22 protein-coding genes are annotated in these 24904 nt (G+C 47.6%); 11 read left to right on the top strand and 11 right to left on the bottom strand.

Translation table 11 applies throughout. The features are described from left to right. Window positions 1–9 precede the first annotated feature (9 nt). The 4 genes from panC to metG all read right to left on the bottom strand — a co-directional run bounded on the left by panC (window position 10) and on the right by metG (window position 3741). Window positions 10–861 carry a pantoate--beta-alanine ligase gene (gene panC, locus ICN16_RS07095; RefSeq protein WP_216136068.1) on the bottom strand — a complete coding sequence of 284 codons (852 nt, stop codon included), beginning with the start codon at window positions 859–861 and terminating at the stop codon, window positions 10–12. Further along, window positions 858–1739, bottom strand: coding sequence for a ScpA family protein (locus ICN16_RS07090; protein ID WP_216136066.1), 882 nt, complete (start codon window positions 1737–1739; stop codon window positions 858–860). Before ICN16_RS07090 ends, panC begins: the two co-directional genes overlap by 4 nt. Continuing rightward, the gene (locus ICN16_RS07085) at window positions 1732–1920 is read right to left on the bottom strand and encodes a DUF3460 family protein (protein ID WP_215299638.1); all 189 of its coding nucleotides are present in this window, start codon (window positions 1918–1920) and stop codon (window positions 1732–1734) included. Before ICN16_RS07085 ends, ICN16_RS07090 begins: the two co-directional genes overlap by 8 nt. A 150-nt stretch (window positions 1921–2070) precedes the next feature. Continuing rightward, on the bottom strand, window positions 2071–3741 hold the full coding sequence (metG, locus tag ICN16_RS07080) for a methionine--tRNA ligase (RefSeq protein WP_216136064.1): 1671 nt from the start codon (window positions 3739–3741) through the stop codon (window positions 2071–2073). Between the two features lie 135 nt (window positions 3742–3876). Here metG and ICN16_RS07075 point away from each other — a divergent pair, with 135 nt between their 5' ends. Genes ICN16_RS07075 through ICN16_RS07065 form a run of 3 tightly spaced genes read left to right on the top strand, consistent with a single transcriptional unit; the run spans window position 3877 to window position 7634 of the window. Then, a complete protein-coding gene (locus ICN16_RS07075) occupies window positions 3877–4719 on the top strand; it encodes a formate dehydrogenase accessory sulfurtransferase FdhD (RefSeq protein WP_216136850.1) in 843 nt (280 codons plus the stop codon). 41 nt (window positions 4720–4760) lie between these two features. Then, window positions 4761–5327 (top strand): dCTP deaminase, encoded by a 567-nt coding sequence (gene dcd, locus ICN16_RS07070; protein ID WP_041484826.1) that lies wholly within the window; start codon window positions 4761–4763, stop codon window positions 5325–5327. Between the two features lie 39 nt (window positions 5328–5366). Beyond that, window positions 5367–7634, top strand: a complete 2268-nt coding sequence (locus ICN16_RS07065; protein ID WP_216136062.1) for an arginine/lysine/ornithine decarboxylase — start codon at window positions 5367–5369, stop codon at window positions 7632–7634. Window positions 7635–7674: 40 nt separating this feature from the next. Here the strand turns inward: ICN16_RS07065 and ICN16_RS07060 are convergent, their stop codons facing one another. The 3 genes from ICN16_RS07060 to argH are packed head-to-tail and all read right to left on the bottom strand — an operon-like array spanning window position 7675 to window position 11179. Next, on the bottom strand, window positions 7675–9207 hold the full coding sequence (locus ICN16_RS07060; RefSeq protein ID WP_216136061.1) for a TRAP transporter large permease subunit: 1533 nt from the start codon (window positions 9205–9207) through the stop codon (window positions 7675–7677). Beyond that, window positions 9204–9755: a TRAP transporter small permease subunit gene (locus tag ICN16_RS07055; protein ID WP_216136060.1), complete on the bottom strand. Its 552-nt coding sequence runs from the start codon at window positions 9753–9755 to the stop codon at window positions 9204–9206. Before ICN16_RS07055 ends, ICN16_RS07060 begins: the two co-directional genes overlap by 4 nt. A gap of 5 nt (window positions 9756–9760) precedes the next feature. Then, window positions 9761–11179 (bottom strand): argininosuccinate lyase, encoded by a 1419-nt coding sequence (argH, locus tag ICN16_RS07050; protein ID WP_216136058.1) that lies wholly within the window; start codon window positions 11177–11179, stop codon window positions 9761–9763. 43 nt (window positions 11180–11222) lie between these two features. On the opposite strand from argH, the gene hemC reads away from it, so the two are divergent. Both hemC and ICN16_RS07040 read left to right on the top strand, forming a co-directional pair. After that, window positions 11223–12203, top strand: coding sequence for a hydroxymethylbilane synthase (gene hemC / locus ICN16_RS07045; RefSeq protein WP_216136056.1), 981 nt, complete (start codon window positions 11223–11225; stop codon window positions 12201–12203). Window positions 12204–12225: 22 nt separating this feature from the next. Beyond that, window positions 12226–13035, top strand: a complete 810-nt coding sequence (locus tag ICN16_RS07040; protein WP_216136055.1) for a uroporphyrinogen-III synthase — start codon at window positions 12226–12228, stop codon at window positions 13033–13035. Here ICN16_RS07040 and ICN16_RS07035 read toward each other — a convergent pair. The 3 genes from ICN16_RS07035 to ICN16_RS07025 form a co-directional block, all read right to left on the bottom strand. Beyond that, window positions 13032–13604, bottom strand: coding sequence for a chorismate lyase (locus ICN16_RS07035; protein WP_216136054.1), 573 nt, complete (start codon window positions 13602–13604; stop codon window positions 13032–13034). The genes ICN16_RS07040 and ICN16_RS07035 overlap by 4 nt on opposite strands. 2 nt (window positions 13605–13606) lie before the next feature. Then, complete coding sequence (locus ICN16_RS07030; protein WP_216136053.1) at window positions 13607–15151, bottom strand: DEAD/DEAH box helicase; 1545 nt, start codon at window positions 15149–15151, stop codon at window positions 13607–13609. A gap of 251 nt (window positions 15152–15402) precedes the next feature. Then, window positions 15403–16803, bottom strand: coding sequence for a coniferyl aldehyde dehydrogenase (locus tag ICN16_RS07025; protein ID WP_216861905.1), 1401 nt, complete (start codon window positions 16801–16803; stop codon window positions 15403–15405). Window positions 16804–16854: 51 nt separating this feature from the next. Between ICN16_RS07025 and msrA the strand changes: the two genes are divergently transcribed. Continuing rightward, window positions 16855–17427, top strand: a complete 573-nt coding sequence (gene msrA / locus ICN16_RS07020; RefSeq protein WP_216136052.1) for a peptide-methionine (S)-S-oxide reductase MsrA — start codon at window positions 16855–16857, stop codon at window positions 17425–17427. Between the two features lie 2 nt (window positions 17428–17429). On the opposite strand, the gene pdxH is transcribed toward msrA, so the two are convergent. After that, window positions 17430–18065 carry a pyridoxamine 5'-phosphate oxidase gene (pdxH, locus tag ICN16_RS07015; RefSeq protein ID WP_216136051.1) on the bottom strand — a complete coding sequence of 212 codons (636 nt, stop codon included), beginning with the start codon at window positions 18063–18065 and terminating at the stop codon, window positions 17430–17432. Between the two features lie 22 nt (window positions 18066–18087). On the opposite strand from pdxH, the gene ICN16_RS07010 reads away from it, so the two are divergent. From ICN16_RS07010 to pepN, 5 genes are all read left to right on the top strand, one after another. Further along, the gene (locus ICN16_RS07010; protein WP_216136050.1) at window positions 18088–18837 is read left to right on the top strand and encodes a ThiF family adenylyltransferase; all 750 of its coding nucleotides are present in this window, start codon (window positions 18088–18090) and stop codon (window positions 18835–18837) included. Window positions 18838–19139: 302 nt separating this feature from the next. Next, window positions 19140–20465: an amino acid permease gene (locus tag ICN16_RS07005; protein WP_304608906.1), complete on the top strand. Its 1326-nt coding sequence runs from the start codon at window positions 19140–19142 to the stop codon at window positions 20463–20465. Between the two features lie 10 nt (window positions 20466–20475). Then, window positions 20476–21594: an alanine dehydrogenase gene (ald, locus tag ICN16_RS07000; protein ID WP_216136046.1), complete on the top strand. Its 1119-nt coding sequence runs from the start codon at window positions 20476–20478 to the stop codon at window positions 21592–21594. Window positions 21595–21667: 73 nt separating this feature from the next. Then, window positions 21668–22243 (top strand): TMEM165/GDT1 family protein, encoded by a 576-nt coding sequence (locus tag ICN16_RS06995; protein WP_216136044.1) that lies wholly within the window; start codon window positions 21668–21670, stop codon window positions 22241–22243. Window positions 22244–22276: 33 nt separating this feature from the next. Then, the gene (gene pepN / locus ICN16_RS06990) at window positions 22277–24895 is read left to right on the top strand and encodes an aminopeptidase N (RefSeq protein WP_216136041.1); all 2619 of its coding nucleotides are present in this window, start codon (window positions 22277–22279) and stop codon (window positions 24893–24895) included. Window positions 24896–24904 lie beyond the last annotated feature (9 nt).

The following is a 24904-nucleotide window of genomic DNA, read 5'->3' as shown; positions in this document are numbered from 1 at the left end:
ACCTAGAAACTAGATTTCTAGGTTATCAATCAAACGCGTTTTACCGAGCTTGGCAGCTGTCAAAATGACTAACGGCTCGCCAGCTTTTAGGCTTTCGTTGGAGGCTGGCGCTAAATCGCATTGCTGACGTATGGCAATGTAATCCGGTTGCCAGCCGCGGCTAGTTAGAAGATCTACTGCAATCTTTTCAATCTCAATGAGTGAATGCGTATTGCGCTCATTCAAATCAAGAACGCGTGCGCGAACATCCCTCAAAGCTTTCTGCAATTCAGGTGCCTCTGCACGCTCTTCAGTGGAGAGGTAGCCATTACGAGACGATAGAGCAAGCCCATCTTCTGCGCGCACTGTTTCGCCCGGGATAATTTCAACTGGGAGAGCGAATTGCTTTGCCATCTGACGAATGATCATCAGTTGTTGATAATCTTTTTTTCCAAAAACAGCCACTTTGGGTTGCACACAGGACAGAAGCTTCAGTACAACAGTACAAACACCCTTAAAGAATCCTGGGCGGAACTCACCCTCTAGGATGTCACCTAGTTGCTGTGGTGGATCTACTCTGTACTCTTGTGGCTGTGGGTATAAGTCGCGCTCAGTTGGCGCAAACAAGATATACACACCTTCTTTTTCTAGCTTGTCGATATCTGCCTGCATGGTGCGAGGGTAGCTATCAAAATCTTCGTTTGGGCCAAACTGGAGGCGGTTAACAAAGATACTGGCTACTACTGGATCCCCGTGCTGTCTGGCTAGGCGCATGAGTGATAGGTGACCTTCGTGGAGGTTACCCATCGTTGGCACAAAGGAAGCACGATTTTGGCCACGTAAGTGGTCGCGCAACTCTTGTATATCGCTAATTATTTTCATGCAACAGGGGTGTAGGCGAGGCGCACATAAATTGGTGCGTATGGCTCGGCCTGGGTAATTTCAACCAAAGCTTCGCGAGAGAGCTCTAACATCGCAATGAAGTTGACGATCACTACTGGAATGCCTTTACCGGATTTAATGGCTTCTTCAAATAACTCACTGAATTCTACGAATTTAGTGCTTTGTAAGCGACGCAAAATACGTGTCATGAAGTCACGAACGGACAGCTCTTCGCGAGTAATGGTGTGGTGTTGGTTCAGTTTTGCGCGATGCAGTACATCACGCCAAGCCATTTGTAAGTCATCTTGATTAACGTCTGGCCAAGTAACGGCAACAGTCGTATCAACATAGCCATGAGCGATTTGAAAATCACGCCCTTGCTGTGGAATCTGATCTAGCTCTTGAGCGGCCAACTTCATGCGCTCATATTCTAAGAGGCGGCGAACCAGTTCTGCGCGCGGATCTTCAACCTCTTCATCACTATCAGCCTTCTTCATTGGTAGCAGCATGCGAGATTTAATCTCAATCAACATGGCTGCCATCAATAGATACTCTGCAGCAAGTTCTAAGTTGTGATGGCGGATCTGGTCGATGTAGCTCAGGTACTGTTGAGTTACCTGCGCCATTGGAATATCAAGGACGTTGAAATTCTGCTTACGAATCAAATAAAGCAGGAGATCAAGAGGGCCTTCAAATGCTTCTAGAAAAACTTCTAGTGCATCAGGTGGAATATAGAGGTCTGTTGGAAGTTTAAATAATGGCTCACCATATAACTTCGCAAATGCTGAAGACATTCCATCGGTAACCGACGGAGTGCTATCAAGCAACTCGGTTTGAACGCTTGGTTCAGATCCCAAGGAAATGCCTGAGTTAGTCATTCGAATACACGTAAGCGCGCTGCTTTAACTTGGCTGCCTTAGCGCGACGTTGATCTTCAGTTGTTAAAGGCTCTTTATCCCAAAGAAGGGCGCGACCAGCTTGCTGACCTGCTTCGAGCTCTGGTTTCTCGGATTTGAGCTCATTTAAGAACTGGGTGAATTCGGATGTATATCTAGCCATCATATTTCCTAAAATTCTTAATTAATTCAATAACTTGCAAAAATTACTGCGTAGCAATGATCTGCCTAGCCCATCATTATTAACGATTTTTCCTACAAACCTGCCGACTTTTTGGCTAATTCCTAGAAATTCGCCTTTTTGAGGTCTTTTTTACAGGTTTGCTGCCAATAAAGCCTCGATTTGAGGCGCCTCGACACGGGTCATGAGGTGTTTATAGGCTTTGATCGGATTTTGGCTGGAGAGCGGCGTTTTAACGTCATTCCAGGTCATGGCTGGAACCGACAGGAAGTCCTCAACTCCAGCGGTAACTTGAGGCAAGACTGGCTTGAGATAGAGGCTTAATAGACGGAATGCCTCTAAGGTGACGCTGCACACTTGTTGCAAGTCAGCTTCACGCTCCGGATCTTTAGCGATCTCCCAAGGTTTGTTTTCATCAACGAAAGCATTGACCTTATCTGCCAGCTCCATAATCGTACGCAATGCTTTTGCGTATTCACGTGCTTCATACAACTCGGCAATTTTTTCACTTGCGGATGCAATGTCAGCAAGCAGTGGGTTTTGCATTGCTGCATCAGAAACAACGCCGCCAAAACGTTTCACCAAGAAGCCAGCACTTCGACTTGCGATATTGATGTACTTACCCAATAGATCACTGTTGACTCGTGCAACAAAGTCTTGAAGATTTAAATCTAAATCCTCCATGCTGTCATTGAGTTTGGTTGCAAAGTAGTAGCGGAACCATTCTGGATTGAATCCAGACTCAATCACGCTATGTGCGGAAATGAGAGTGCCACGTGACTTGCTCATCTTCTCACCATCTACCGTGAGGAAGCCGTGAGCAAATACATTGGTTGGTGTGCGGTAACCTGCAAAGTGCAGAGTTGCTGGCCAAAAGAGTGTATGGAAATACAGAATATCTTTACCGATAAAGTGATATTGCTCGGTGGTTGTATCGGGCTTAACCCATTCCTCAAAGTCCAAGCCTTTGCTCTGGCAGTAGTTGAGGAAGCTGGCGTAGTAGCCAATCGGTGCATCAAGCCACACATAGAAATATTTGCCAGGTGCGTCTGGGATTTCAAAGCCAAAGTAGGGTGCATCACGGGAGATATCCCAGTCACCAAGCTTGCTATCTCCTGGCTGTCCAACCCACTCCTTCATCTTGTTACGAGCTTCAGGTTGTAGTGGCGTTTTTACTTGAGTCCACTCGCGCAAGAAAGTCTCACAGCGAGGATCGGATAACTTAAAGAAGTAATGGTCGGAAACTTTTTTAATGGGTGTTGCACCACTCACTACGGAGAATGGGTTTTTTAAGTCAGTTGGGGAGTAGGTTGCTCCGCACTTTTCGCAAGAGTCGCCATACTGATCTTTAGCGCCGCACTTAGGACATTCGCCTTTAATAAAACGATCTGGCAAGAACATCTCTTTAACGGGATCGTATGCTTGCTCAATAGAGCGCATTTCAATTAAGCCAGCATCGCGCAATTTGAGATAGATGCTTTGAGAGAGCTTTTCGTTTTCAGGGCTATCTGTGGTGTAGTAGTTATCGAAAGAGATTAAGAAATCATCAAAGTCGCGCTTGTGCTCTTTCCAAACGTTCGCGATGAGTTCTTTGGGAGTGAGTCCCTCTTTTTCAGCGCGCAACATAATCGGAGTGCCATGGGTGTCATCAGCGCCAACATAATGCACTTCGTGACCACGCATTCTTTGGAAGCGCACCCAAATATCAGTCTGGACGTATTCCACCAAATGCCCAATATGAATCTGGCCATTGGCGTAAGGCAAGGCGGAGGTAACTAGCAGGCGACGTTTGGGGCTACTCATGCGGTCTTAAATAGAAATAATTTCAACAAATGGGAATACAGGATTATGGGCCTTAGGCCTCAACTTCAGCACCAATTTTAGTCTGCGGTTAAAGTTAACACCGATTTGAACCTATTTAAGAGGCGTTTTATGGCTTTGCCCCACCACATTCAGATGTCTCACGCTTCCGTGCCCCTAGTGCACGAGGTACAGGTCATGGATGAGGCAGGACGCATCAAAACAACTCATATCCCCGGGGAGCGCCCTTTAACGATTTACCTGGATAAGCGTGAGGTGGTTACCTTGATGACCTTGGGGAGTGCTCCTGAGGCTTTGGTGCTGGGCTATTTGCGTAATCAGCGGCTAGTAGAGTCTCCAGACGATATTGCGAGTATCCAGGTGGACTGGGAGACGGATTCTGCAGCTGTGAAGACCCATCGCAGCACAGTAGATATCGATGCTCTCACCAGTAAGCGGGTAGTGACTACAGGTTGCGGGCAGGGCACGATGTTTGGTGGCTTGATTGAGGAGATGGCGGAGATCAGATTGCCAGATGGCCCTCCATTAACCCAAGAGGCAATAGTGGCCCTCATCGACAGCATTCGAGTTCACGACACTATCTATAAGAAATCAGGCTCCGTTCATGCCTGCGCTGTTTTTGAGCGGGATGGCAATAACAATGTCCGTCTACTGCATTTTATTGAGGATGTTGGCCGTCACAATGCCGTTGACTCCATTTCTGGTCTGATGTGGCTGGCTGATAAGCCGGGCAAAGACCTGATCTTCTTTACTACTGGGCGTCTCACCTCTGAGATGGTGATTAAAGGTGCTCAGATGGGCATCCCTTTCTTGATGACTCGCTCCGGTATGACCTTAATGGGCCTCGAGCTTGCCCGCAAAACCAATCTCACCCTGCTATCCCGCTGTTCCGGAAAGCATTTTGAGATCTTCAATGCCCCTGAGAGGGTGATTTTTACCTCCCCTCCTGTTACCTCTTAAATTCGTGGGCATATGGCCTGCGATGGTTTTACAATTCGGCCATGACTATTAAATCTGACCACTGGATCCGCCGCATGGGCGAGCAAGGCATGATCAGCCCATTTGAACCTGGGCAGGTCCGCCAAGATGCCGCCGGGCAAAAAATTGTGAGCTATGGCACTTCAAGCTATGGCTATGACATTCGTTGCGCTGATGAGTTCAAGATTTTTACGAACATCAATAGCACTATCGTTGATCCTAAGAATTTCGATGAACAATCATTCGTTGATTTCAAGGGTCCGGTTTGCATCATTCCTCCAAACTCTTTTGCCTTAGCAAGAACAGTTGAGTACTTCAAGATTCCTCGTAGCGTATTAACAGTGTGCGTCGGTAAGAGTACCTATGCTCGCTGTGGAATTATTGTGAACGTCACCCCATTCGAGCCTGAGTGGGAAGGTTACGTCACACTCGAGTTTTCTAATACAACTCCACTGCCTGCAAAGATTTATGCTGGCGAAGGATGTGCACAAGTTCTGTTCTTTGAAAGCGATGAAGTATGCGGTACATCGTACAAAGATCGTGGCGGCAAGTATCAAGGCCAAGTCGGCGTCACTCTGCCAAAGACTTAATCTGTTTAATCGCCGTATTGGCGAATTTAAAGGCTACTCATGAAATTTCGTTTTCCAATCATCATTATTGATGAGGACTTTCGCTCTGAAAATATTTCAGGTTCGGGTATTCGCGACTTAGCGGAAGCCATTGAAAACGAAGGCATGGAGGTTATTGGCTTAACTAGCTACGGCGACCTCACATCCTTTGCGCAACAGGCCTCCCGCGCTTCCAGCTTTATTGTGTCCATCGATGACGAAGAGTTTGTTTCCGACTCTGAAGACCATGATTTGCCAGCATTAAATAACTTGCGCGCCTTTATCACTGAAGTACGTAAGCGTAATGAAGATATTCCAATCTTCTTGTATGGTGAGACCCGTACTTCACGTCATATGCCAAATGACATCTTGCGTGAGTTGCACGGCTTCATTCATATGAATGAAGATACGCCGGAGTTTGTGGCACGTCACATTATTCGTGAAGCAAAGGTGTACCTGGATTCATTAGCTCCACCATTCTTCCGCGCTTTAACTAATTACGCCTCTGAAGGCTCTTACTCTTGGCATTGCCCGGGCCACTCTGGCGGTGTCGCTTTTTTGAAGAGCCCAGTGGGCCGCATGTTCCATCAATTCTTTGGCGAGAACATGCTTCGTGCTGACGTTTGCAATGCAGTGGAAGAGTTGGGTCAACTACTGGATCACACTGGCCCCGTATTGCAAAGTGAGCGCAATGCTGCGCGCATCTTTAATACTGACCATTTGTTCTTCGTAACCAATGGCACCTCTACATCAAACAAAATTGTTTGGCACTCGACTGTTGCCCCTGGTGACGTCGTCTTAGTGGATCGTAATTGCCATAAGTCTGTGATTCATTCGATCACGATGATGGGTGCGATCCCCATCTTCTTGATGCCAACTCGTAATCATCTGGGCATTATTGGTCCGATTCCTAAGGAAGAGTTTGAGTGGAAAAACATCAAGAAGAAAATTGATGCTAACCCCTTCATTAAGGACAAGAACGTAGTACCTCGCGTAATGACGCTCACCCAAAGCACCTATGATGGGATCATCTATAACGTCGAGATGATTAAAGATATGCTCGACGGCAAAGTAGATTCACTGCATTTCGATGAGGCTTGGTTGCCGCACGCTGCATTCCATCCTTTCTACAAAGATATGCATGCGATTGGTGCAGATCGTAAGCGTACCAAAAAGAGTTTGATGTTTGCTACCCAATCAACCCATAAGTTATTGGCTGGACTCTCTCAAGCTTCGCAGGTATTGGTGCAGGATGCGGAGGAGCACAAGCTTGACCGCGACTGCTTCAATGAAGCCTATTTGATGCATACCTCCACCAGTCCGCAGTACGCCATCATTGCTTCATGCGATGTATCTGCTGCCATGATGGAGGCTCCTGGCGGCACTACGCTAGTTGAAGAATCTATTGCCGAGGCGATGGATTTCCGTCGGGCGATGCGTGAAGTTGATGATAAGTTTGGCGCAGATTGGTGGTTCAAGGTTTGGGGTCCAGATCATTTGACCGAAGAGGGTATTGGCGAGCGTTCAGATTGGATACTTGAGCCCAATGCTAGCTGGCATGATTTCGGTAAAGTCGCCAAAGACTTCAATATGCTCGATCCAATCAAAGCGACAGTAGTAACGCCTGGTTTAGATATTGAAGGCAACTTCGGCTCTATGGGTATCCCAGCAAGTATCGTTACTAAGTACTTAGCTGAGCATGGCGTGATCGTAGAGAAGTGCGGTCTTTACTCTTTCTTCATCATGTTCACGATTGGCATTACTAAGGGACGTTGGAATACCTTAGTGACCGAGCTTCAACAGTTCAAGGATCACTTTGATAAAAATGCTCCGCTCTGGAAAGTATTGCCAGAGTTCGTTGCTAAGCATCCTCGTTATGAGCGCGTTGGCCTGAAAGATATCTGCCAGCAGATCCATGAGTTCTATAAGAGTCGTAACGTTGCCCGTATGACTACTGAGATGTATACCTCAGACATGGTGCCTGCAATGATGCCTTCAGAAGCTTGGGCCAAGATGGCGCATAAGAAAGTAGATCGTGTTCCATTGGATCAACTGGAAGACCGCATTACCGCAATGCTAGTAACTCCATATCCTCCCGGCATTCCGCTTCTCATCCCGGGTGAACGCTTCAATAAACGCATCATTGACTACCTCTACTTTGCGCGTGATTTCAATGATCAATTCCCAGGCTTTGAAACTGATATTCACGGCCTAGTTAAAGCCGATATTGATGGGCGCAGTCAGTACTACGTTGATTGTGTAAGGCAAGAGCCGGATATCACTTTGTAATTAATAGCTACTTAATAAAAAACCACCTGCGGGTGGTTTTTTATTTACCTGGTTTATCAAGCTGAAAGACTACTGGTGCATCTTCATCCACCTTGCTTACAGGTGCTTCCGATTTAGTCTCATCACCGCTGGTGAAATTAAAGTCTTGGCTCTGAATTACTGCAGCAGGCTTATCTAAGAAAGTGGTAACTAGTGCCGGGAATGCCGCTACCACCACCACCATGATGAGTTGCAGGGCTACCCAAGGTAGTGCACCCCAATAGATATCGCTACTCTTCACCTCTTTGGGCGCGACTCCACGGAGATAAAACAGTGCAAATCCGAATGGCGGATGCATAAATGAGGTTTGCATATTCACACAAAGCATCACGCCAAACCAGACTAGCGCCGCGCTGGCTGCAGCTTGAGGATTGCCATTCATGGAGGCGAGCAGTACTGGTGCAAGTAATTTGACTGCGACAGGTGCCAACATAGGTACAACGATGAAGGCGATTTCAAAAAAGTCTAAGAAGAATGCCAGGAAAAATACAAACAGATTTACGACCACTAGGAATCCAACCCATCCTCCTGGAAGATTGGAAAATAATTCTTCTACCCAGTGACCGCCGTCAACGCCCTGAAAGACAACCGAGAAGCAGGTGGAGCCAATGAGGATGAAGACTACCATCGCAGTAATGCGCATCGTGTTTTGATAAGCCTCTTGTATCAATCCCTTGAGATTGGGAATACTTGCTCTACGAATCCATGCCAAGATCAATGCGCCCATCGCACCCATGGCGCCAGACTCAGTCGGGGTCGCAATACCCGTCATGATGGTTCCTAGCACCAAGAAAATTAGCACCGCTGAAGGAATGATCCCTAGGAGACATTTTTTCCAGAGTGCCCAGCCTTTTAAAGTAAGTTCGTTTTCTGGTGTGGCTGGTAGGTAGTCGGGTCTAAAACGGGAGAGGAAGAATGTGTAAAGGGCAAAAAGCGCAATTTGAAGGAGGGAGGGGCCCCAGGCCCCTAGGTACATACTCCCCACATCGGCGCTGCCGCTCTGGGTTTTCAGTTGGTCAGCCAGCACAATCAGCACTAACGAAGGTGGTACTAGCTGGGTAATGGTCCCAGAAGCTGCTAAAACGCCCGTAGCGTAGCGCATGTTGTAACCGTAGCGCATCATTACGGGTAGGGAGATCATCGCCATAGCGATCACCTGAGCGGCTACTGTGCCAGTGATCGCCCCCAGAATAAATCCCACAATAATGACTGAGTAACCAAGGCCGCCCCGAATGCGTCCAAAGAGCTGGCCCATGGAGTCCAGCATTTCTTCTGCAAGACCGCAGCGCTCCAGGATGGCGCCCATGAAGGTGAAGAAGGGGATTGCTAGAAGTAAGTCATTTGCGAGGACGCTGCCAAAGATGCGTTGCGGGATAGCTTGCAAAAACGGCATGCCAAAGAAATTCTCAGCAATTGCAATGCCTGCAAAAAATAATCCTGCAGCCATCAAGGAGAACGCTACCGGAAAGCCGATCAACATAAAGACAATGAGTCCGCCAAACATCAGCGGTGGCATCCATTCAAGTGGAATCATTGCATGGGCTTTTCATAATGGAGATCGGCAGCTGGCAATGTTGCTTTGCCTTTAAGTGCACCAATGCGTTTAATAATTTCAGATAGACCTTGAAGGCTCAGCATAAAGAAGCCAAAAGGCACAACAAATTTAATGGGGTAACGCGACAAACCGCCTGCGTTGAGTGAATGCTCTGAGACTAACCATGAGGGATAAAACAAAGTAGTCCAAGATAGCCAGGCAAATAAGATGCAGGCTGGCATTAAAAAGACAATCAAGCCAAAGAGATCAACATAAAGACGTCCGCGATCAGAAAGCTGCGAGTAAATTAAATCGACTCGTACATGTTCATTACGCTTGAGGGTGTATGCAGCGCCCAGCATCACTGCGGCCGCAAAGAGGTACCACTGCAATTCCAGCGGCCAATTGTTACTGATGTCTAAGCTATAGCGGAGTACGGCATTGACGGCTGACACTACACAAGATAGCAAGATCATGATGCTAGCCATCTTGCCTAGGAATTGATTTAGTCGGTCAATTCCCGTTGAAAGTGTTCCCCAAAAGCCCATGCAGTTCAGAGATCTGCACGACCCCGTTTAATTGCAGCAAGCACTTGTGCTGGGGCGGTGCCACCAGCATGTTGACGAGAATTTACGGAGCCATCGACAGTCAGTAGGGCAAAGACATCGTCACCCATGAGTTCAGGGCGATTATCTAAGCCACAAGCAAAGCGTAACTCGGGAAGGGTAAGGTCGGTAAGCATGCAGTTGCGACCAACGCAGGCCTTCACCGCATGAGCCACGGCTTCATGGGCATCACGGAAAGCTAAACCTTTTTTAACCAAGTAATCAGCCAAGTCAGTTGCGGTTGCAAAACCTTCTTCAGCGGCAGCCTTCATCACATCTGCTTTTACTTGAATATGCGGAACCATATCAGCGAAGATGCGCAAAGTATCTTGTACGGTATCAACAGCATCAAACAAAGGCTCTTTATCTTCCTGATTATCTTTGTTGTATGCCAATGGCTGACTCTTCATTAAAGTTAATAAAGAGATTAAGTCGCCATATACGCGGCCAGTTTTGCCGCGAGCTAATTCAGGTACATCGGGATTCTTTTTCTGCGGCATGATGGAGCTACCAGTGCAGAAGCGATCTGGCAAATCAATGAAGCCAAAGCGTGGGCTAAGCCAGAGTACAAGCTCTTCGGATAAGCGCGACACGTGCATCATCAAGATAGATGCAAAGGCACAGAATTCAATCGCAAAGTCACGATCAGATACGGCATCAAGAGAGTTATTGCAAATGCCATCAAAACCTAGGGTCTTGGCAACTTGCTCGCGATCGATTGGGTAGGTCGTTCCAGCTAAAGCAGCTGCACCTAGCGGCAGACGATTAAAGCGGGCGCGTAAATCAGCCAAGCGACTCGCATCACGACTAAACATTTCGTAATAAGCCATTAAGTGATGGCCAAATGTAATTGGCTGAGCTACTTGCAAGTGAGTGTGACCAGGCATGATTGTGGCAGAGTGAGTTTCTGCAAGATCCAGCAAGGCAATTCGTAAAGTTTTGAGGGTGGCTGCAATTTGATCCACGCTGCCACGTAACCAAAGACGTAAATCCGTAGCGACTTGGTCGTTACGTGAACGACCGGTATGAAGACGCTTTCCAGCATCGCCGACCAATTCAGTGAGGCGGGCTTCGATATTGAGGTGCACATCTTCCAGTGCAAGTTGCCAGTTAAATTCACCGGCCTCGATTTCGCCTTTAATCTGAGCCATACCCTTTTGGATATCTGCTAAATCTTGCGCGCTAATAATCTTTTGAGAAGCCAGCATCTCAGCGTGGGCTAAGGATCCAGCGATATCGACTAAGGCAAAGCGTTGATCAAAGCCAATGGAAGCGGTATAACGCTGTACCAGTTCGTCAACGGGTTCGTTAAAACGGGCCGACCAAGCTTGGGCTTTGTTGGCAAGGGAATTTTTTGATGAGCTCATAAACGCAGTATATTGGTGTAGGTCTTTGATTATTTTAAATGTTATGTCCCAAACCCCCATTTCTAGCTCTACCTCCCCTATATCCGCTACCCCTCAGCGCCTAGTAATCGCCTCCCGTGAGAGCCGGCTCGCTATGTGGCAGGCTGAACACGTCCGGGATTGCCTCAAAAAGCTCTATCCAGCTTGTGATGTACAGATCTTGGGAATGACTACCCGGGGCGATCAAATACTCGATAAAGCCCTATCCAAAGTAGGCGGCAAGGGCTTATTTGTAAAAGAGCTTGAAACGGCCCTGGAAGACGGCCGGGCGGATTTGGCGGTGCATTCCCTAAAAGATGTCCCTATGGTCATGCCAGAGGGCTTTGATTTGTCCTGCGTCATGGCGCGGGAAGATGCTCATGATGCATTTGTTTCTAATGACTTCGCTAGCCTCGAAGATTTGCCAAAGGGTGCAGTAGTTGGTACTTCGAGCTTGCGACGCGAGTCAGTACTCAGATCCAAGTTCCCACATTTAGTGATCCAACCCCTGCGGGGCAATTTAGATACCCGCATGGGTAAGCTTGATCGCGGTGAGTATCAAGCCATTATTTTGGCTGCTGCAGGTCTCAAGCGACTTGGTTTAGAGAGTCGTATCCGTGCGCTGTTACCGATTGACCCATACACTCCAGCCGCAGGGCAGGGTGCTTTAGGTATCGAAACCCTCAGCAAACATCCCAATATTAAAGAGTGGCTTGCCCCCTTGAATGATTTGCCAACTCTCTACGCAGTTACTGCCGAGCGTATGGTGTCACGTCAATTGGGTGGTTCTTGCGAAGTTCCTTTAGCAGCCTATGCTACTTGGGATAAAGACCACATGAACATCCGCTCTTTTGTTGCTAGCGTAGACGGTACTGCAAGTTGCTTGGCTAGCGCTCAAGGCTCAGTAAAAAGTTTGGAAGATGCCGAGGCACTTGGTTTGTCAGTTGCACGCGATCTGATTTCTCAAGGTGCTGAGCATTTATTGCCTAACGGTTTGCCGAAGTAAGCGGTAATAAGGTAATTCTCTAATGAGCAATAAAACAATTGTCGTTACCCGTCCTAGCGGACAGGCACGTCAATTGTCGGAGGCGCTTCAGGTAAGTCTCCTCAAGAGTGGTTTTACTTCAGAAACTTCGCCTCAGATTATTTCTTTACCTTTGCTGACGATTGCCCCGAGGGGTGATGATGTTTTGCTAGGGCAGATTTCCGTAGCACTCAAGACTGCGGACTTAGCCATTTTCGTTAGTCCAAATGCGATTGAATGCACGATGCGTTTATTGGAGAGGTCTTGGCAGGATGTGTCGGATCGGGCTCTATCAATAGGGGTTATGGGTGGCAGTAGCATGGCAGCCCTTAAAAATCACGGTATTGGTATTGAAAGTAACCCTACAAAAATCATTCTTCCTCAGAGCAACGCACAATGGGATTCTGAAGGCTTATGGGCCGAATTGCAGTCCCTAAATTGGGATTGGTCCACCAAGAAAGTCATCATCTTTAAAGGTGAGGGTGGGCGCGATTGGCTGGCCGATACTTTGAAGCATGCTGGCGCACAACTCGATGCATTCTCGGTTTATGCTCGCGTGCCTTTAGATCTCAATAGTCCCTTGTGGACCGACATTCATGAGATGGATTTTGCTAAGTCACTTTGGCTACTCACCTCATCTGAAGCGGTACGCTATTTGGGTCAAGCAAAATTGCCGCTAGATCTAGCAACAGCCATTTGCCCGCATCACAATATTGCTGATGCTGCTGAGCAAATTGGTTTTGGTGAGGTGTTTACTTGCGAGCCCGGTGATGAGGCTTTGATTGCCGCGTCGCAAGCCTGGATATCTATTTAAATACTTGGGTAATTGAGTAGAGCAGGTAGAAATACTTCACTTACTAGAAGTGGTCGACCCTTCAATTCATACAGGGTGCGCCTACCCCATGCTACAGAAGGCAATTGCGGATATTGTTTGAAACACTTTCTCCATAATGCATTTTGTTTATCCAGTCGAGAAATTTCACGCATCGGTTTTTTCTTGGAGTGCATCCGTGTTTTAGCAAATAGCACTGCACCTAATGGTTTTTTACCTAAGCGCAATACCTCGTGGTTGCTTCCACTTGAACTAGTGCTCGGAATAATGCTATGCGCCATTACAAGTGGGGTGCCATTGGCACATAACAGCACTTCTCGAATCCGACAACGTTGGATCTTGAAATGAAAATAGCGACTCTCGTCGCTATTTAGGTTTTGTCGACAATCTCGCAGAACTAGAACCTCTAGTTTTTTTCCGATTGCGCGTTCAATTTTTTGGGTTAATGAACCGGTGTCGCTGAGCCAAGACTGCCACTTGCGTGGCGCTTGATGCAATTCACCGGAATCGACTCGATTCCATGCAGAACGGAGGCGACGACGGTGAACCATTTTTAGCTACCGTTAAAGTTTCTACGTTGACCGCCAGATTTTGGTTTAGCAAAACGTGGGCCAGCGGACGGGCGTGAATCTCCAGAACGTGCTGGACGTGAGTCAGCAGAACGTGCAGGGCGTGAATCAGCAAAACGATTGCCACCAGCAGGGCGTGAGTCGCCAGACGGACGGGAATCACCAGAGCGAGATTCGAAATGATTGCCTGAGCGATTACCACCGCCTCCGCCACCAGAACGAGACTCTGAACGAGCACCAGAACCATAACGACCGCCACCGCCACCAGAACGGTTACCACCACCGAAGCCGCCGCCAGAGCGACCGCCACCTGGGCGACCACCGCCACCGCCAAAGCTAGGCTTAGCTTGTGGCTCAAGGCCAGCGATGACTGAAGCAACGATGTCTTGCTGTGTAAAGCGTTCGATATTGCGAATCTTGGCGCGATCACGATGTTCAACCAAAGTGATAGCCACACCATTGCGACCTGCGCGACCAGTACGACCGATGCGATGCGTATAGTCCTCAGGTTTCATTGGCAAGCCAAAGTTAATTACGTGACTAATACGTGGCACATCAATACCGCGAGCAGCTACGTCAGTTGCAACCAAAATCTTGGTATGACCTTTACGCAAAGACTCAAGACGGCGCATACGAACAGCTTGAGGCATTGCACCGTGTAAGGCGCTAGCTTCATAACCATTAGCACGTAATGTGTCAGCAATTTTTTCACTTTCAACTTGAGTGCTTGCAAACACCACTGCTTGATCCAAAGAGGCGTCAGCCAAAATGTGCTCGAGCAATTTATGCTTGTGTGACATGCTGTCAGCCCAGTGAAGCTTTTGCTCAATGTTCGCGTGCTTTTCGCCAGCATGAGCAAGCTCAATACGTTTAGCGTTAGTAGTCAACTCATTAGCCAAAGACATAATCTTTGGTGCAAAAGTTGCAGAGAACATCAAGGTTTGAGTGCGTCCAGCACAACGCTTGTCAATTGCCTCGAGATCATCAGCAAATCCCATGTCGAGCATGCGATCGGCTTCGTCAATAACGAGTTGTTTGACATCGTCCAAACGAATTGCTTTGCTGTCAGTCAGATCGAGCAAACGACCAGGAGTTGCGACAACTAACAATGCACCTTTAAGTGCCTGGATTTGCTTGCCATAAGGCATGCCACCCATGACGGTTGCAATACGGATACCTTTCATGCCGCGAACTAAATTCACTGCATCTGCGGCAACCTGTTGAGCTAATTCACGAGTAGGGCAGAGCACCAATACTTTAGGTTGTGCGCGGCCTGGTACAGGTGAGCCGTTTGGGTTGTCTTCGATAAGCTGATTAATCAAAGGCAATAAAAAGGCTGCGGTTTTACCGCTACCAGTTTGGCTGCTGACCAATAAGTCACCACCAGCGAGAGCAGCAGGAATAACCTGAGCTTGCACTGAGGTAGCTTGGGTGTAACCCAGCTCAGCAACGTTTTTAAGAAGTGGCGCCGCGAGGGCGAAATTCTGGAACTCAGTTCCAGTAGGATTAGTTTCTTTAGAAAAAGTCATGCTATTACACATCCCGTTTAAGGGATGTCTCCGTGTATACACTCTTTGTTTTTTTGAGTGTGATGGTCAAAGGCATCGACCATCAGACAGGCGGCAGCGCGTTTTTTGAACTTCGGTGTTTATGACTTCTAAACGGTACGCTGAAATATAGCTGGGGGGCGATGAATCAAATTGCTTTAAAAAGCCTCCCATTATGGCATTTTAAGAAGGTAATTACAAGGGTTTTCCCGAATTAATTACAAGTCATGCGATTAACGTAGCCAGCGCAATAAGCGCTCAACGCCTTTGCCGTAGGGCGGTCTTGCCAATTTAGTGCCGCGTAAGAAATTCAGACCGAAGAAGCCTCGAACTTCTAAAACGGATTTGCGATGACTAAATGCCTCAAAACCCGCTTTGCCATGATAGGCACCCATACCGCTTGCGCCAATGCCGCCAAACGGTAAGTCTTCTACTGCAGCATGCAATAGGGTGTCGTTGATTGTTACGCCACCAGAGCGAGTCTCAGTCAGAATGCGTTGCATTACTTTTTTATCTTTGCCAAACCAATATAGAGCCAATGGTTTTGGACGGTTATTGATATAGCGAATGATTGAATCGATGTCGTTGATTGCTACGATTGGCAGAATGGGTCCAAATATCTCTTCTTGCATGATGAGTGCATCTTCAGAAACATTGAAGAGTGCTACTGGTGTGAACGGCAATTCAGCATTAGCAGTAGAGGTGAGTGGGATTGCTTGCGCTCCACGATCTACTGCATCTTGAACTAGCTGATCCCAGCGTGTCAGTTGTTGTTCATCAATTGCACCAGTGAAATCTTCTGGATTTGAAAACTGCTCTTGGGCTGCATTTTGTATAGCTTGAATAAATGTATCGCAATCATTTGCGTGAACTATTGCGTAGTCTGGGGCAATACAGGTTTGACCACCATTCGCTAGTTTGCCGTAAATGATGCTTGCGGCAGCATCTTTCAGTTTGGCTGAGGGGTCGATAATCGCTGGTGATTTACCGCCTAACTCAAGGGTAATTGGTGTTAAGTGATCTGCAGCTGCACGCATCACCTTTTTGCCAATGTCGCCTGATCCAGTAAAGAAGAGATGATCAAAAGGTAGGGCTGCAAAAGATTCTGCAACGTCAGTGCCACCAACGGTGACGCAAAACTCGCTCGGGTGAAAATATTCCTGAATCAGTGCTGCTAAAAATCCAGAGGTACGAGAACTTCTTTCTGAGGGCTTTAGCCAAACGCGGTTGCCTGCTGCAAAAGCAGCGATGGCTGGAACTAGTGCGAGCTGGACTGGGTAATTCCAAGGGCTCATGATGCCCACGACACCCATAGATTGCATTTGCGTCCAAGCATGAGATGAACCCAGGAATCCAGGTGTTGGCACTAGCTGTGGTTTCATCCACTCTTTCAGATTCTTGCGAACATGCTTACAAGCTTGATAAATCATCTGAAACTCGAGCAGTCGACTCTCAATTGGGTTGCGAATGCCGAAATCCGCCATCAAGACTTTGCAGATCTTTTCTTCATTGGCGGAAATCATTTGCTCAATGCGGCCAATTCGTTCAAGACGAACCTCTAAGCTAGGGTTGGGTTCTGCGGCATAGGCTGCCTTGATTTCATCTAATTGGAGTGTGAAGCGATTTATCGACATGGGTTTTATGTGGGGCAAGCAAACGATTGAATAAGGTATTAGGATAAAGGCATGAACGAATCCATCCTCAAAAACCACCCCAGCCTTGAACGCGCCACTTTAGGAGGCGGCTGTTTCTGGTGTCTGGAGGCGGTTTACCAGCAAATCTCCGGCGTCAGTGCAGTAGTTTCAGGGTACGCAGGAGGAGCGATGCCAAATCCTGACTATGAGTCTGTTTGCTCAGGCCAAACAGGACATGCTGAAATCGTTGACGTCTATTTTGATCCGTCAGTAGTGTCTTATCGTGATTTATTGGAAATCTTTTTTGTTATTCATGATCCAACTACCTTGAACTACCAGGGCAATGATCATGGTACCCAATATCGCTCAGTAATCTTTACTCATAGCGAGAGTCAAAATACGGTAGCACATGAGGTAGTCAAAGAGCTGGAGGATGCGAAGATCTACTCTAAGCCAGTCGTGACTCAAATTGATATTGCGCCAGTTATTTATCCAGCTGAGGACTATCACCAGAATTATTTTCGTCAGCACCCAGGGCAGGGCTACTGTATGGCAGTCGTTGCCCCTAAATTAGCAAAATTCAGATCAAAGTTTCAATCTCTGATCGCGCCAGAATTTAAATAACTCTAGGGCGCTAGACGAGCAATTCGCCAGCTAGATCCGTCTAGTTGATAGTGAATGCGATCGTGTAGGCGTGAAGGACGTCCTTGCCAGAATTCAATTTCAGTAGGGTGTAGACGATAGCCGCCCCAATGCTCTGGTCTTGGTGCCTTATCTCCAAAGTCGGCTGCGAAGCGTTTTTCAGCCTCTTCAAGATATTCTCGGTTGGGGATCTCTGCGCTTTGTGGCGAAGCCCAGGCCCCAATTCTGGAAGCGGCTGGGCGGGATTGGAAGTATTCATCGCTCTCGGTGGGGCTAACACGCTCAACCACCCCTTTAATGCGAACCTGACGTTCTAGCTCATGCCAATGAAATAATAAAGCGGCTTGCGGGCGAACGGCCAAGTCTTTGCCTTTTTGGCTTTCGTAATTGGTAAAGAAGGTGAAGCCGGCTTCATCGGCGCCTTTTAGTAAGACAATACGGGCTGATGGATTGCCTGCCGCATCTGCAGTTGCCAAAGTCATCGAGTTGGGTTCTGGACACTCCGCTTTGACGGCCTGATCAAACCAAAGCTGAAATAAGCTTAGTGGATTCGATGAAACTTCGGTCTCTGATAGTTGGCCGAAGGTATAGTTTTTGCGGAGTTGAGCGATGGAGTCCATTTTTTCAGTATAAAGAGAAGCTATGGCAGAAGACAAGTTAGAAGACAGCGCAGGGGATCGTCGTTTTGGGGGTGTAGCTCGGCTATACGGACCCGATCTACGTGAGCGTTTTCGTAATGCCACGGTCGTTGTTGCTGGATTGGGTGGAGTAGGCTCTTGGGCTGCTGAAGCTCTAGCCCGCACTGCCATCGGACATCTTGTCTTAATTGATTTTGATCATATAGCTGAAAGTAATACGAATCGTCAGTTGCACGCTCTTGAGGGTGAGTATGGCAAGGCTAAGGTACAAGCGATGACTGATCGAATCAGACTCATTAATCCTGAGATCAAACTCACTACTCATGACGCATTTTTGGAGCCAGAAAATCTGGATGCATTGATTCCAGAAGATGCAATTGTGTTGGATGCAACTGACTCAGTGCAAACCAAAATTGCTTTAGCAGTTTGGGCAAACAAAAATCAGCGCGCTCTAGTGATGTGTGGTGCAGCTGGTGGAAAGTCAGATCCTACTTCTGTACGTTGTGATGATCTTTCTCGAACCGAGCAAGATGCTTTGCTTGCAAAGGTCCGCCAAGGTCTCCGACAGGATCATGGCTTCTCCAGAAATCTGAAGAGAAAAATTGGTATTCGTGCGATCTACTCTCATGAGCCTCGCGCAGGTGTTGCCAATGGTGGCCTTGCTTGTTCTGGTTATGGATCAACTGTGATGGTGACTGCAGCCTGTGGTTTAGCTGCTGCTGCTGAAGTTCTTAATCTCATTGCTGCTCAGTAGGTTTTTTCAAATCTATCCATAAATCTTTAAGGGGAATCCCTGTAGGAAATTACGGATTCTGTTGTCATCCCAAATTAATTAATTCCCTATAGAGCTCGTACATTCGTAGAGCAGTCATTTCTATCGAATCACATTTATTTGTTTAAGTACTTTGCACATATTTCTCCCCTAGTGTAGAAGCGCAGTCCTCCCTAGACTTTGCCACGTTGGTGATTTACCAACGACAAATCGAAAGGAGGTCTCTTTTGCAGACTGAACAAACTGGTTTACAGCGCCACCTCAAAGTACGACACATTCGTCTTATGGCTTTGGGGTCCACTATCGGTGTTGGATTATTTCTGGGCTCAGCTAGCGCAATTCAAATCGCGGGACCTTCCATCTTGTTGGGATATCTCTTAGCTGGCATCGTCGCCTTCATCGTACTTCGTACCTTAGGTGAGATGGCAGTGCATGAGCCGGTTGCTGGCTCATTTGCGGCCTATGCCAATACCTACGTAGGACCGCTTGCGGGATACATGGTGGGGTGGGGCTATTGGACTTATTGGATCGTTGTCGGTATAGCTGAAGTCACTGCAGTTGGTATCTACATGGGTATCTGGTTTCCAGAAACACCTCAGTGGATCTGGGCTTTATCTTCCATCCTGATGATGGGTCTAATCAATCTGATTGCCGTAAAAGTATTTGGTGAGTTTGAGTTTTGGTTTGCCCTCATCAAAGTGGTTGCCATTGTTGCCATGATTGCCTTGGGCGGCTCAGTCATTTTCTTTGGCTTTACCAATGACTGGAATCCTATTGGTTTTGGTAACTTATGGCAGCACGGCGGATTCTTCCCAAACGGCATTAGCGGCATGCTGCTTTCCTTGCAAATGGTTTTATTTGCCTACGTTGGTATTGAGATGATTGGTTTGTCTGCTGGTGAAGCAGAGAACCCACGCAAAACTATTCCGATGGCAATTGACTCGTTGGCATGGCGTATCTTGATTTTTTACATGGGCGCGATCCTTGTTATCTTGGCGATCTTCCCTTGGAATGAAGTTGGTCAACAAGGTAGCCCATTTGTTGTGATGTTTGAGCGCATTGGTCTGCGTGAAGCTGCTGGAATTATTAACTTTGTTGTCATTACAGCCGCTTTGTCATCCTGTAATGCCGGCATCTTTAGCGGTGGACGACTTTTGTATGCGCTCTCTGTGAATGGTTACGCACCCTCGCCATTTGCCAAGCTTTCCAAGTATGGCGTTCCACATCGCGCAGTAATGGCGACGGTAGTGGTTTGCATGACCGGAGTAGTGCTTAACTACTTTGTTCCAGATAAAGCGTTTCAGTACGTTATGGCTGCGGTTACCTTTGTTGGATTGATGGTGTGGATTGCAATCTTGCTCACCCAAATTCAATTTCGTCGCTCACTTACTAAAGCCCAGGTTGCCGAGTTGGCATATCGCACGCCTTGGTGGCCTTATTCCTCGTGGTTCGCATTGGCATTTATTGCCTTGGTAGTGGTGTTGATGGGCTTTCATGAGGATGCACGGATTGCATTGATCTTAGGTCCGTGTTTATTGGGTGTGTATCTCGCCATGTTCTACATCGTTGGCTTGCATCGCAAAACAAAACTGAGTCGTGAATTCAAATAAGGAGACATAAATGATTGTTGGCGTACCTCAAGAAGTAAAAAATAATGAATTTCGTGTTGGCTTAACCCCAGGCAATGTCAGAGGCTTGTGCAAGCAGGGCCATTCTGTCTTGGTGCAGCGTGGAGCGGGTGAGCAAATAGGTTTGAGCGATGAATCCTATCGCTTAGCTGGTGCCACTTTAATTAACAGTGCTGCTGAAGTTTTTGCAAAAGCAGAGATGGTAGTAAAGGTGAAAGAACCTCAGCCACAAGAGTGTGCGATGTTGCGTGAAGACCAAATCCTTTTCACTTATTTGCATCTCGCGCCAGATCCACAGCAGACCAAGGCTTTACTCGCTTCAGGGGCAAGTTGTATTGCCTATGAGACAGTGACTTCATGCAATGGGGCTCTACCTTTGTTGGCCCCTATGAGTGAAGTTGCGGGCAGGATGTCTATTCAGGCGGCAGCTACGCATCTGGAAAAAACAAACGGAGGCTTGGGCATCTTGATGGCAGGTGTACCTGGGGTGGCGCCAGCAAAGGTCGTCATATTAGGCGCTGGTGTAGTGGGGCGCAATGCTTTGCAAATGGCAGTTGGTATGGGTGCAGATGTATGCATCTTTGATCGTAATATTGATTGCTTAAGGCAGATTGACATGCTGTACGGTAATCGTGTGAGAACCTTTTACGCTGACCCGCTTTTGGTGGAGCTGGAGGTGTGTGAGGCAGATGTCGTGATTGGCGCTGTCTTATTGCCTGGTGCGGCAGCCCCGAAGCTAGTAACTCGCGAGATGGTGCGCAAAATGAAGTCGGGGGCAGTAGTGGTAGATGTGGCGATTGATCAAGGCGGCTGTTTTGAGACATCGAAACCTACTACGCATACTGATCCCACCTTTATCGTAGACGGTGTGCTGCATTACTGTGTTGCAAATATGCCAGGTGCGGTTGCGAGAACCTCCACCTTTGCCTTAACCAATGCAACCTATCCATTTATTGAAGCCTTAGCAAACCGTGGAATGGTAAAGGCGCTCTCACAGGATCATCATCTGCGTAATGGCTTGAGTGTGCACCGGGGTAATCTCACCTCTGAGCCAGTGGCCAAAGCTCAGAAAGTTGATTTTGTCTCTGCGGAAGAGCTGTTGGTCGCCTAGTAATTTCCATGCAGTATCAAGATTGAATGTCTTGGGGGCTCAGGCTCCCAAGCTTTCCTCTATCATTCCAGGAATGGACTTATCTGCTTTAGCACTTTCTACTGGCGTAGTCGCTCTCGCTGAGATGGGCGACAAAACCCAACTGCTTTCCTTGATGTTGGCTGCCCGCTATCCAAAACAGGCTCTTGCCATTATTGGTGGGATATTGATTGCGACAATTGCTAACCATGCTTGCGCAGCCCTTCTGGGACATTGGCTCACCACGTTTATGAGTCCGGATTTACTCAAGTGGATTTTAGGTTTGAGCTTTTTAGGAATCGGTCTCTGGCTCTTGGTTCCTGATCACATTGACGATGCCGCAGGATCAAAGGTCGCCGACAAGGCGTTTCAGGTGTTTATGTTGACGGTTGGACTCTTTTTCTTGGCAGAGATGGGGGATAAGACCCAAATCGCTACGATTGCACTGAGCGCCAAATATTCCGATGTCTTCTCTGTAACAGTCGGCACCACTTTGGGGATGATGCTTGCTAATGCCCCGGCGGTTTGGATTGGTCAGAAATTCACCAAACGCATGCCTATTAAGTGGGTGCACGCCGTGGCTGCAGTAACCTTCATCGCTATTGGTATTGCTACCCTCATCTGGGGTTAGGTCAAATTTTTGCATGGGGCTTAAAATTGCCCTATGAAAACTGATCTGCCACAAAGCTTTCGCAGGCTCGAATACCGCGCTCCCAATTACACCTTTTCTCAGGTTGAGTTAGATATTGCTTTAGATCCCGCCAGGACGATTGTGAAGAGTCGCCTAGAGGTGCTGCCTGGTGCTGGTCATGAGTCTGGCGCACCTTTGGTCTTGCAGGGTCATGAACTCGAGTTTGTGAGTTTGCGTATTAATGGCGAAGCCCATCGTCAATTTGAACTGACGCCAGAAACATTAACGATTCATGCGCTGCCCAATGAAGGCAAGCAAGCTTTCGTTGTTGAGATCATCTGCGTTTGTGTGCCCGAGAAAAATACCTCACTGATGGGCTTGTATGTCTCGAATGGAAATTTCTTTACTCAGTGCGAAGCTGAGGGATTTAGAAAAATCACTTACTTCCTAGATAGACCGGATGTGATGGCGCGCTATCGTGTAACGCTCCGAGCTCGTGAGGCAGATTACCCTGTGTTGCTATCCAACGGCAATCTCATTAGTACTGAAAAATTACCGAATGGCTGGCATAGCGCAGTTTGGGAAGACCCATTTCCAAAGCCGTCTTATTTGTTTGCTTTGGTAGCCGGTAAGCTCGAATGCATTGAAGAAACCATCACCACTAGTAGTGGCGCTAAGAAGTTATTGCAAATCTGGGTTGAGCCACATGACTTAAAGAAGACCCGTCATGCGATGGATTCTTTGATTGCCTCGATACATTGGGATGAAAAACGCTATGGTCTCGAGCTCGATCTCGAACGCTTCATGATTGTGGCGGTAGGTGATTTCAATATGGGTGCGATGGAAAACAAAGGTCTCAATGTTTTCAATACCAAATTTGTACTCGCACAGCCAGAGACGGCAACAGATGCTGACTTTGCCAATATCGAAAGCGTAGTTGCCCATGAATACTTCCATAACTGGACTGGTAACCGAGTGACTTGCCGTGATTGGTTTCAGCTTTCCCTTAAAGAGGGTTTGACGGTATTCCGTGATCAAGAGTTTTCTGCTGATCAAATGGGTAGTGAGTCTGGGAGGGCGGTAAAGCGTATTGAGGATGTGCGTTTATTGCGTCAACTACAGTTCCCTGAGGACGCGGGTCCGATGGCGCACCCAATTCGTCCAGACGAATATCAAGAGATCAATAACTTCTATACCGTGACCGTGTATGAGAAGGGTGCTGAAGTCGTGCGCATGTATCAAACCCTGCTGGGCATGGATGGCTTCCGTAAGGGCATGGATCTCTACTTCAAGCGTCACGATGGTCAAGCGGTGACCTGTGATGATTTCTTAGCTGCTATGGCAGATGCTAATGGCCGTGATCTTTCTCAGTTTAAGAATTGGTATAGCCAAGCGGGCACTCCGAAGGTTAAGGTGGAAGAGTCCTACGATGCGAATACAAAGCAATATCAAATTACTTTGACTCAAAACCCGGCAGCAAATACAGAGCATAAAGAGAGTAAGCCGTTTCACATTCCATTGAAGATGCGCTTGTTAACTCCTGCAGATGACCAGGTCGAGACATTATTGGAATTGACTCAAGATCAGCAAACTTGGACTTTTGATCAAGTGACGAGTCGCCCAGTGCTGTCGATCAATCGTAATTTTTCAGCCCCGATTAATTTGGATTTTGATCAAAGTGAGGCCGACCTGTTAACTATGTTCTCGAGCGATGACGATGCTTTTAATCGCTGGGAAGCTGGTCAAAAACTTGCAATGCAAATGATTTTGGCTAATCGCTTGCCTGATAAGGAGTTGATTGAGGCTTATCGCACCCTTTTGACCGATCCGGAGTTAGATCCTGCATTCAAAGAGCTGGTACTGACTTTGCCTGCCGAGACTTATCTATATGAACAGTGCGCAAGCGTTGATCCCCAAAGGATTTATGCTGCCCGTCGTGCTTTCCGTCACGCTATTGCAACCGAGTTGCGAATTGAGTGGGCAGCCCTCTACCAGCAGATGCAAACGCCGGGACCATTTAATCCGGATGCAGTAAGTGCTGGTAAGCGTGCGCTGAAGAATCTTGCATTAAGTATGCTGCTTGAAGCGGATCCGCTGATTTGGGCTCCAATGGCAGTGAATCAATATCAGAATGCTGACAACATGACCGATCGTTATGCGGCACTGGCTGGCTTGGTGATTCATGGATGCAAAGCAGCTGCAGCTTGTCTGGAAGATTTTTATACTCGATTTGCTGATGATGCTTTGGTGATTGATAAGTGGTTTGCATTGCAATCGAGTAGGCCGCCAGTCGCTCATGCTGAATCCACCTTGGATGAAGTCAAGCGCTTGCGTGAGCATGATGCGTTCAAGATGAATAATCCAAACCGGGTTCGTAGTGTTATCCATGCTTTTTGTATGAACAACCCTGCCAGCTTTCATCAAGTGGATGGCAGTGGTTATGCATTTTGGGCTGAATCCGTTCTTGCCTTAGATCCAATCAATCCTCAGGTTGCTGCTCGTTTAGCCAGAGGATTGGATCGCTGGCGTCAATTTGCCCCGAGTTATCAGGAGCAGATGCTGTCAGCCCTAAGGCGGGTTGCGGCCTGCGAAACCCTCTCTCCTGATGTAAAAGAGGTGGTTTCTAAGGCTTTAGGCAATTCAGTCGGCTAGAACAAGGCA

Source organism: Polynucleobacter sp. es-MAR-4 (assembly GCF_018882055.1).
Classification (GTDB): domain Bacteria; phylum Pseudomonadota; class Gammaproteobacteria; order Burkholderiales; family Burkholderiaceae; genus Polynucleobacter.
Note: the sequence above shows the minus strand (reverse complement) of the source record. Positions and strands in the feature narration are given on the sequence as shown.

Bases quoted from the DNA above. Each gene is read 5' to 3' on its own strand.
- panC (WP_216136068.1), bottom strand. From the start codon at position 861: ATGAAAATAATTAGCGATATACAAGAGTTGCGCGACCACTTACGTGGC.
- ICN16_RS07090 (WP_216136066.1), bottom strand. From the start codon at position 1,739: ATGACTAACTCAGGCATTTCCTTGGGATCTGAACCAAGCGTTCAAACC.
- ICN16_RS07085 (WP_215299638.1), bottom strand. From the start codon at position 1,920: ATGGCTAGATATACATCCGAATTCACCCAGTTCTTAAATGAGCTCAAA.
- metG (WP_216136064.1), bottom strand. From the start codon at position 3,741: ATGAGTAGCCCCAAACGTCGCCTGCTAGTTACCTCCGCCTTGCCTTAC.
- dcd (WP_041484826.1), top strand. From the start codon at position 4,761: ATGACTATTAAATCTGACCACTGGATCCGCCGCATGGGCGAGCAAGGC.
- ICN16_RS07065 (WP_216136062.1), top strand. From the start codon at position 5,367: ATGAAATTTCGTTTTCCAATCATCATTATTGATGAGGACTTTCGCTCT.
- ICN16_RS07060 (WP_216136061.1), bottom strand. From the start codon at position 9,207: ATGATTCCACTTGAATGGATGCCACCGCTGATGTTTGGCGGACTCATT.
- ICN16_RS07055 (WP_216136060.1), bottom strand. From the start codon at position 9,755: ATGGGCTTTTGGGGAACACTTTCAACGGGAATTGACCGACTAAATCAA.
- argH (WP_216136058.1), bottom strand. From the start codon at position 11,179: ATGAGCTCATCAAAAAATTCCCTTGCCAACAAAGCCCAAGCTTGGTCG.
- hemC (WP_216136056.1), top strand. From the start codon at position 11,223: ATGTCCCAAACCCCCATTTCTAGCTCTACCTCCCCTATATCCGCTACC.
- ICN16_RS07040 (WP_216136055.1), top strand. From the start codon at position 12,226: ATGAGCAATAAAACAATTGTCGTTACCCGTCCTAGCGGACAGGCACGT.
- ICN16_RS07035 (WP_216136054.1), bottom strand. From the start codon at position 13,604: ATGGTTCACCGTCGTCGCCTCCGTTCTGCATGGAATCGAGTCGATTCC.
- ICN16_RS07030 (WP_216136053.1), bottom strand. From the start codon at position 15,151: ATGACTTTTTCTAAAGAAACTAATCCTACTGGAACTGAGTTCCAGAAT.
- ICN16_RS07025 (WP_216861905.1), bottom strand. From the start codon at position 16,803: ATGTCGATAAATCGCTTCACACTCCAATTAGATGAAATCAAGGCAGCC.
- msrA (WP_216136052.1), top strand. From the start codon at position 16,855: ATGAACGAATCCATCCTCAAAAACCACCCCAGCCTTGAACGCGCCACT.
- pdxH (WP_216136051.1), bottom strand. From the start codon at position 18,065: ATGGACTCCATCGCTCAACTCCGCAAAAACTATACCTTCGGCCAACTA.
- ICN16_RS07010 (WP_216136050.1), top strand. From the start codon at position 18,088: ATGGCAGAAGACAAGTTAGAAGACAGCGCAGGGGATCGTCGTTTTGGG.
- ICN16_RS07005 (WP_304608906.1), top strand. From the start codon at position 19,140: ATGGCTTTGGGGTCCACTATCGGTGTTGGATTATTTCTGGGCTCAGCT.
- ald (WP_216136046.1), top strand. From the start codon at position 20,476: ATGATTGTTGGCGTACCTCAAGAAGTAAAAAATAATGAATTTCGTGTT.
- ICN16_RS06995 (WP_216136044.1), top strand. From the start codon at position 21,668: ATGGACTTATCTGCTTTAGCACTTTCTACTGGCGTAGTCGCTCTCGCT.
- pepN (WP_216136041.1), top strand. From the start codon at position 22,277: ATGAAAACTGATCTGCCACAAAGCTTTCGCAGGCTCGAATACCGCGCT.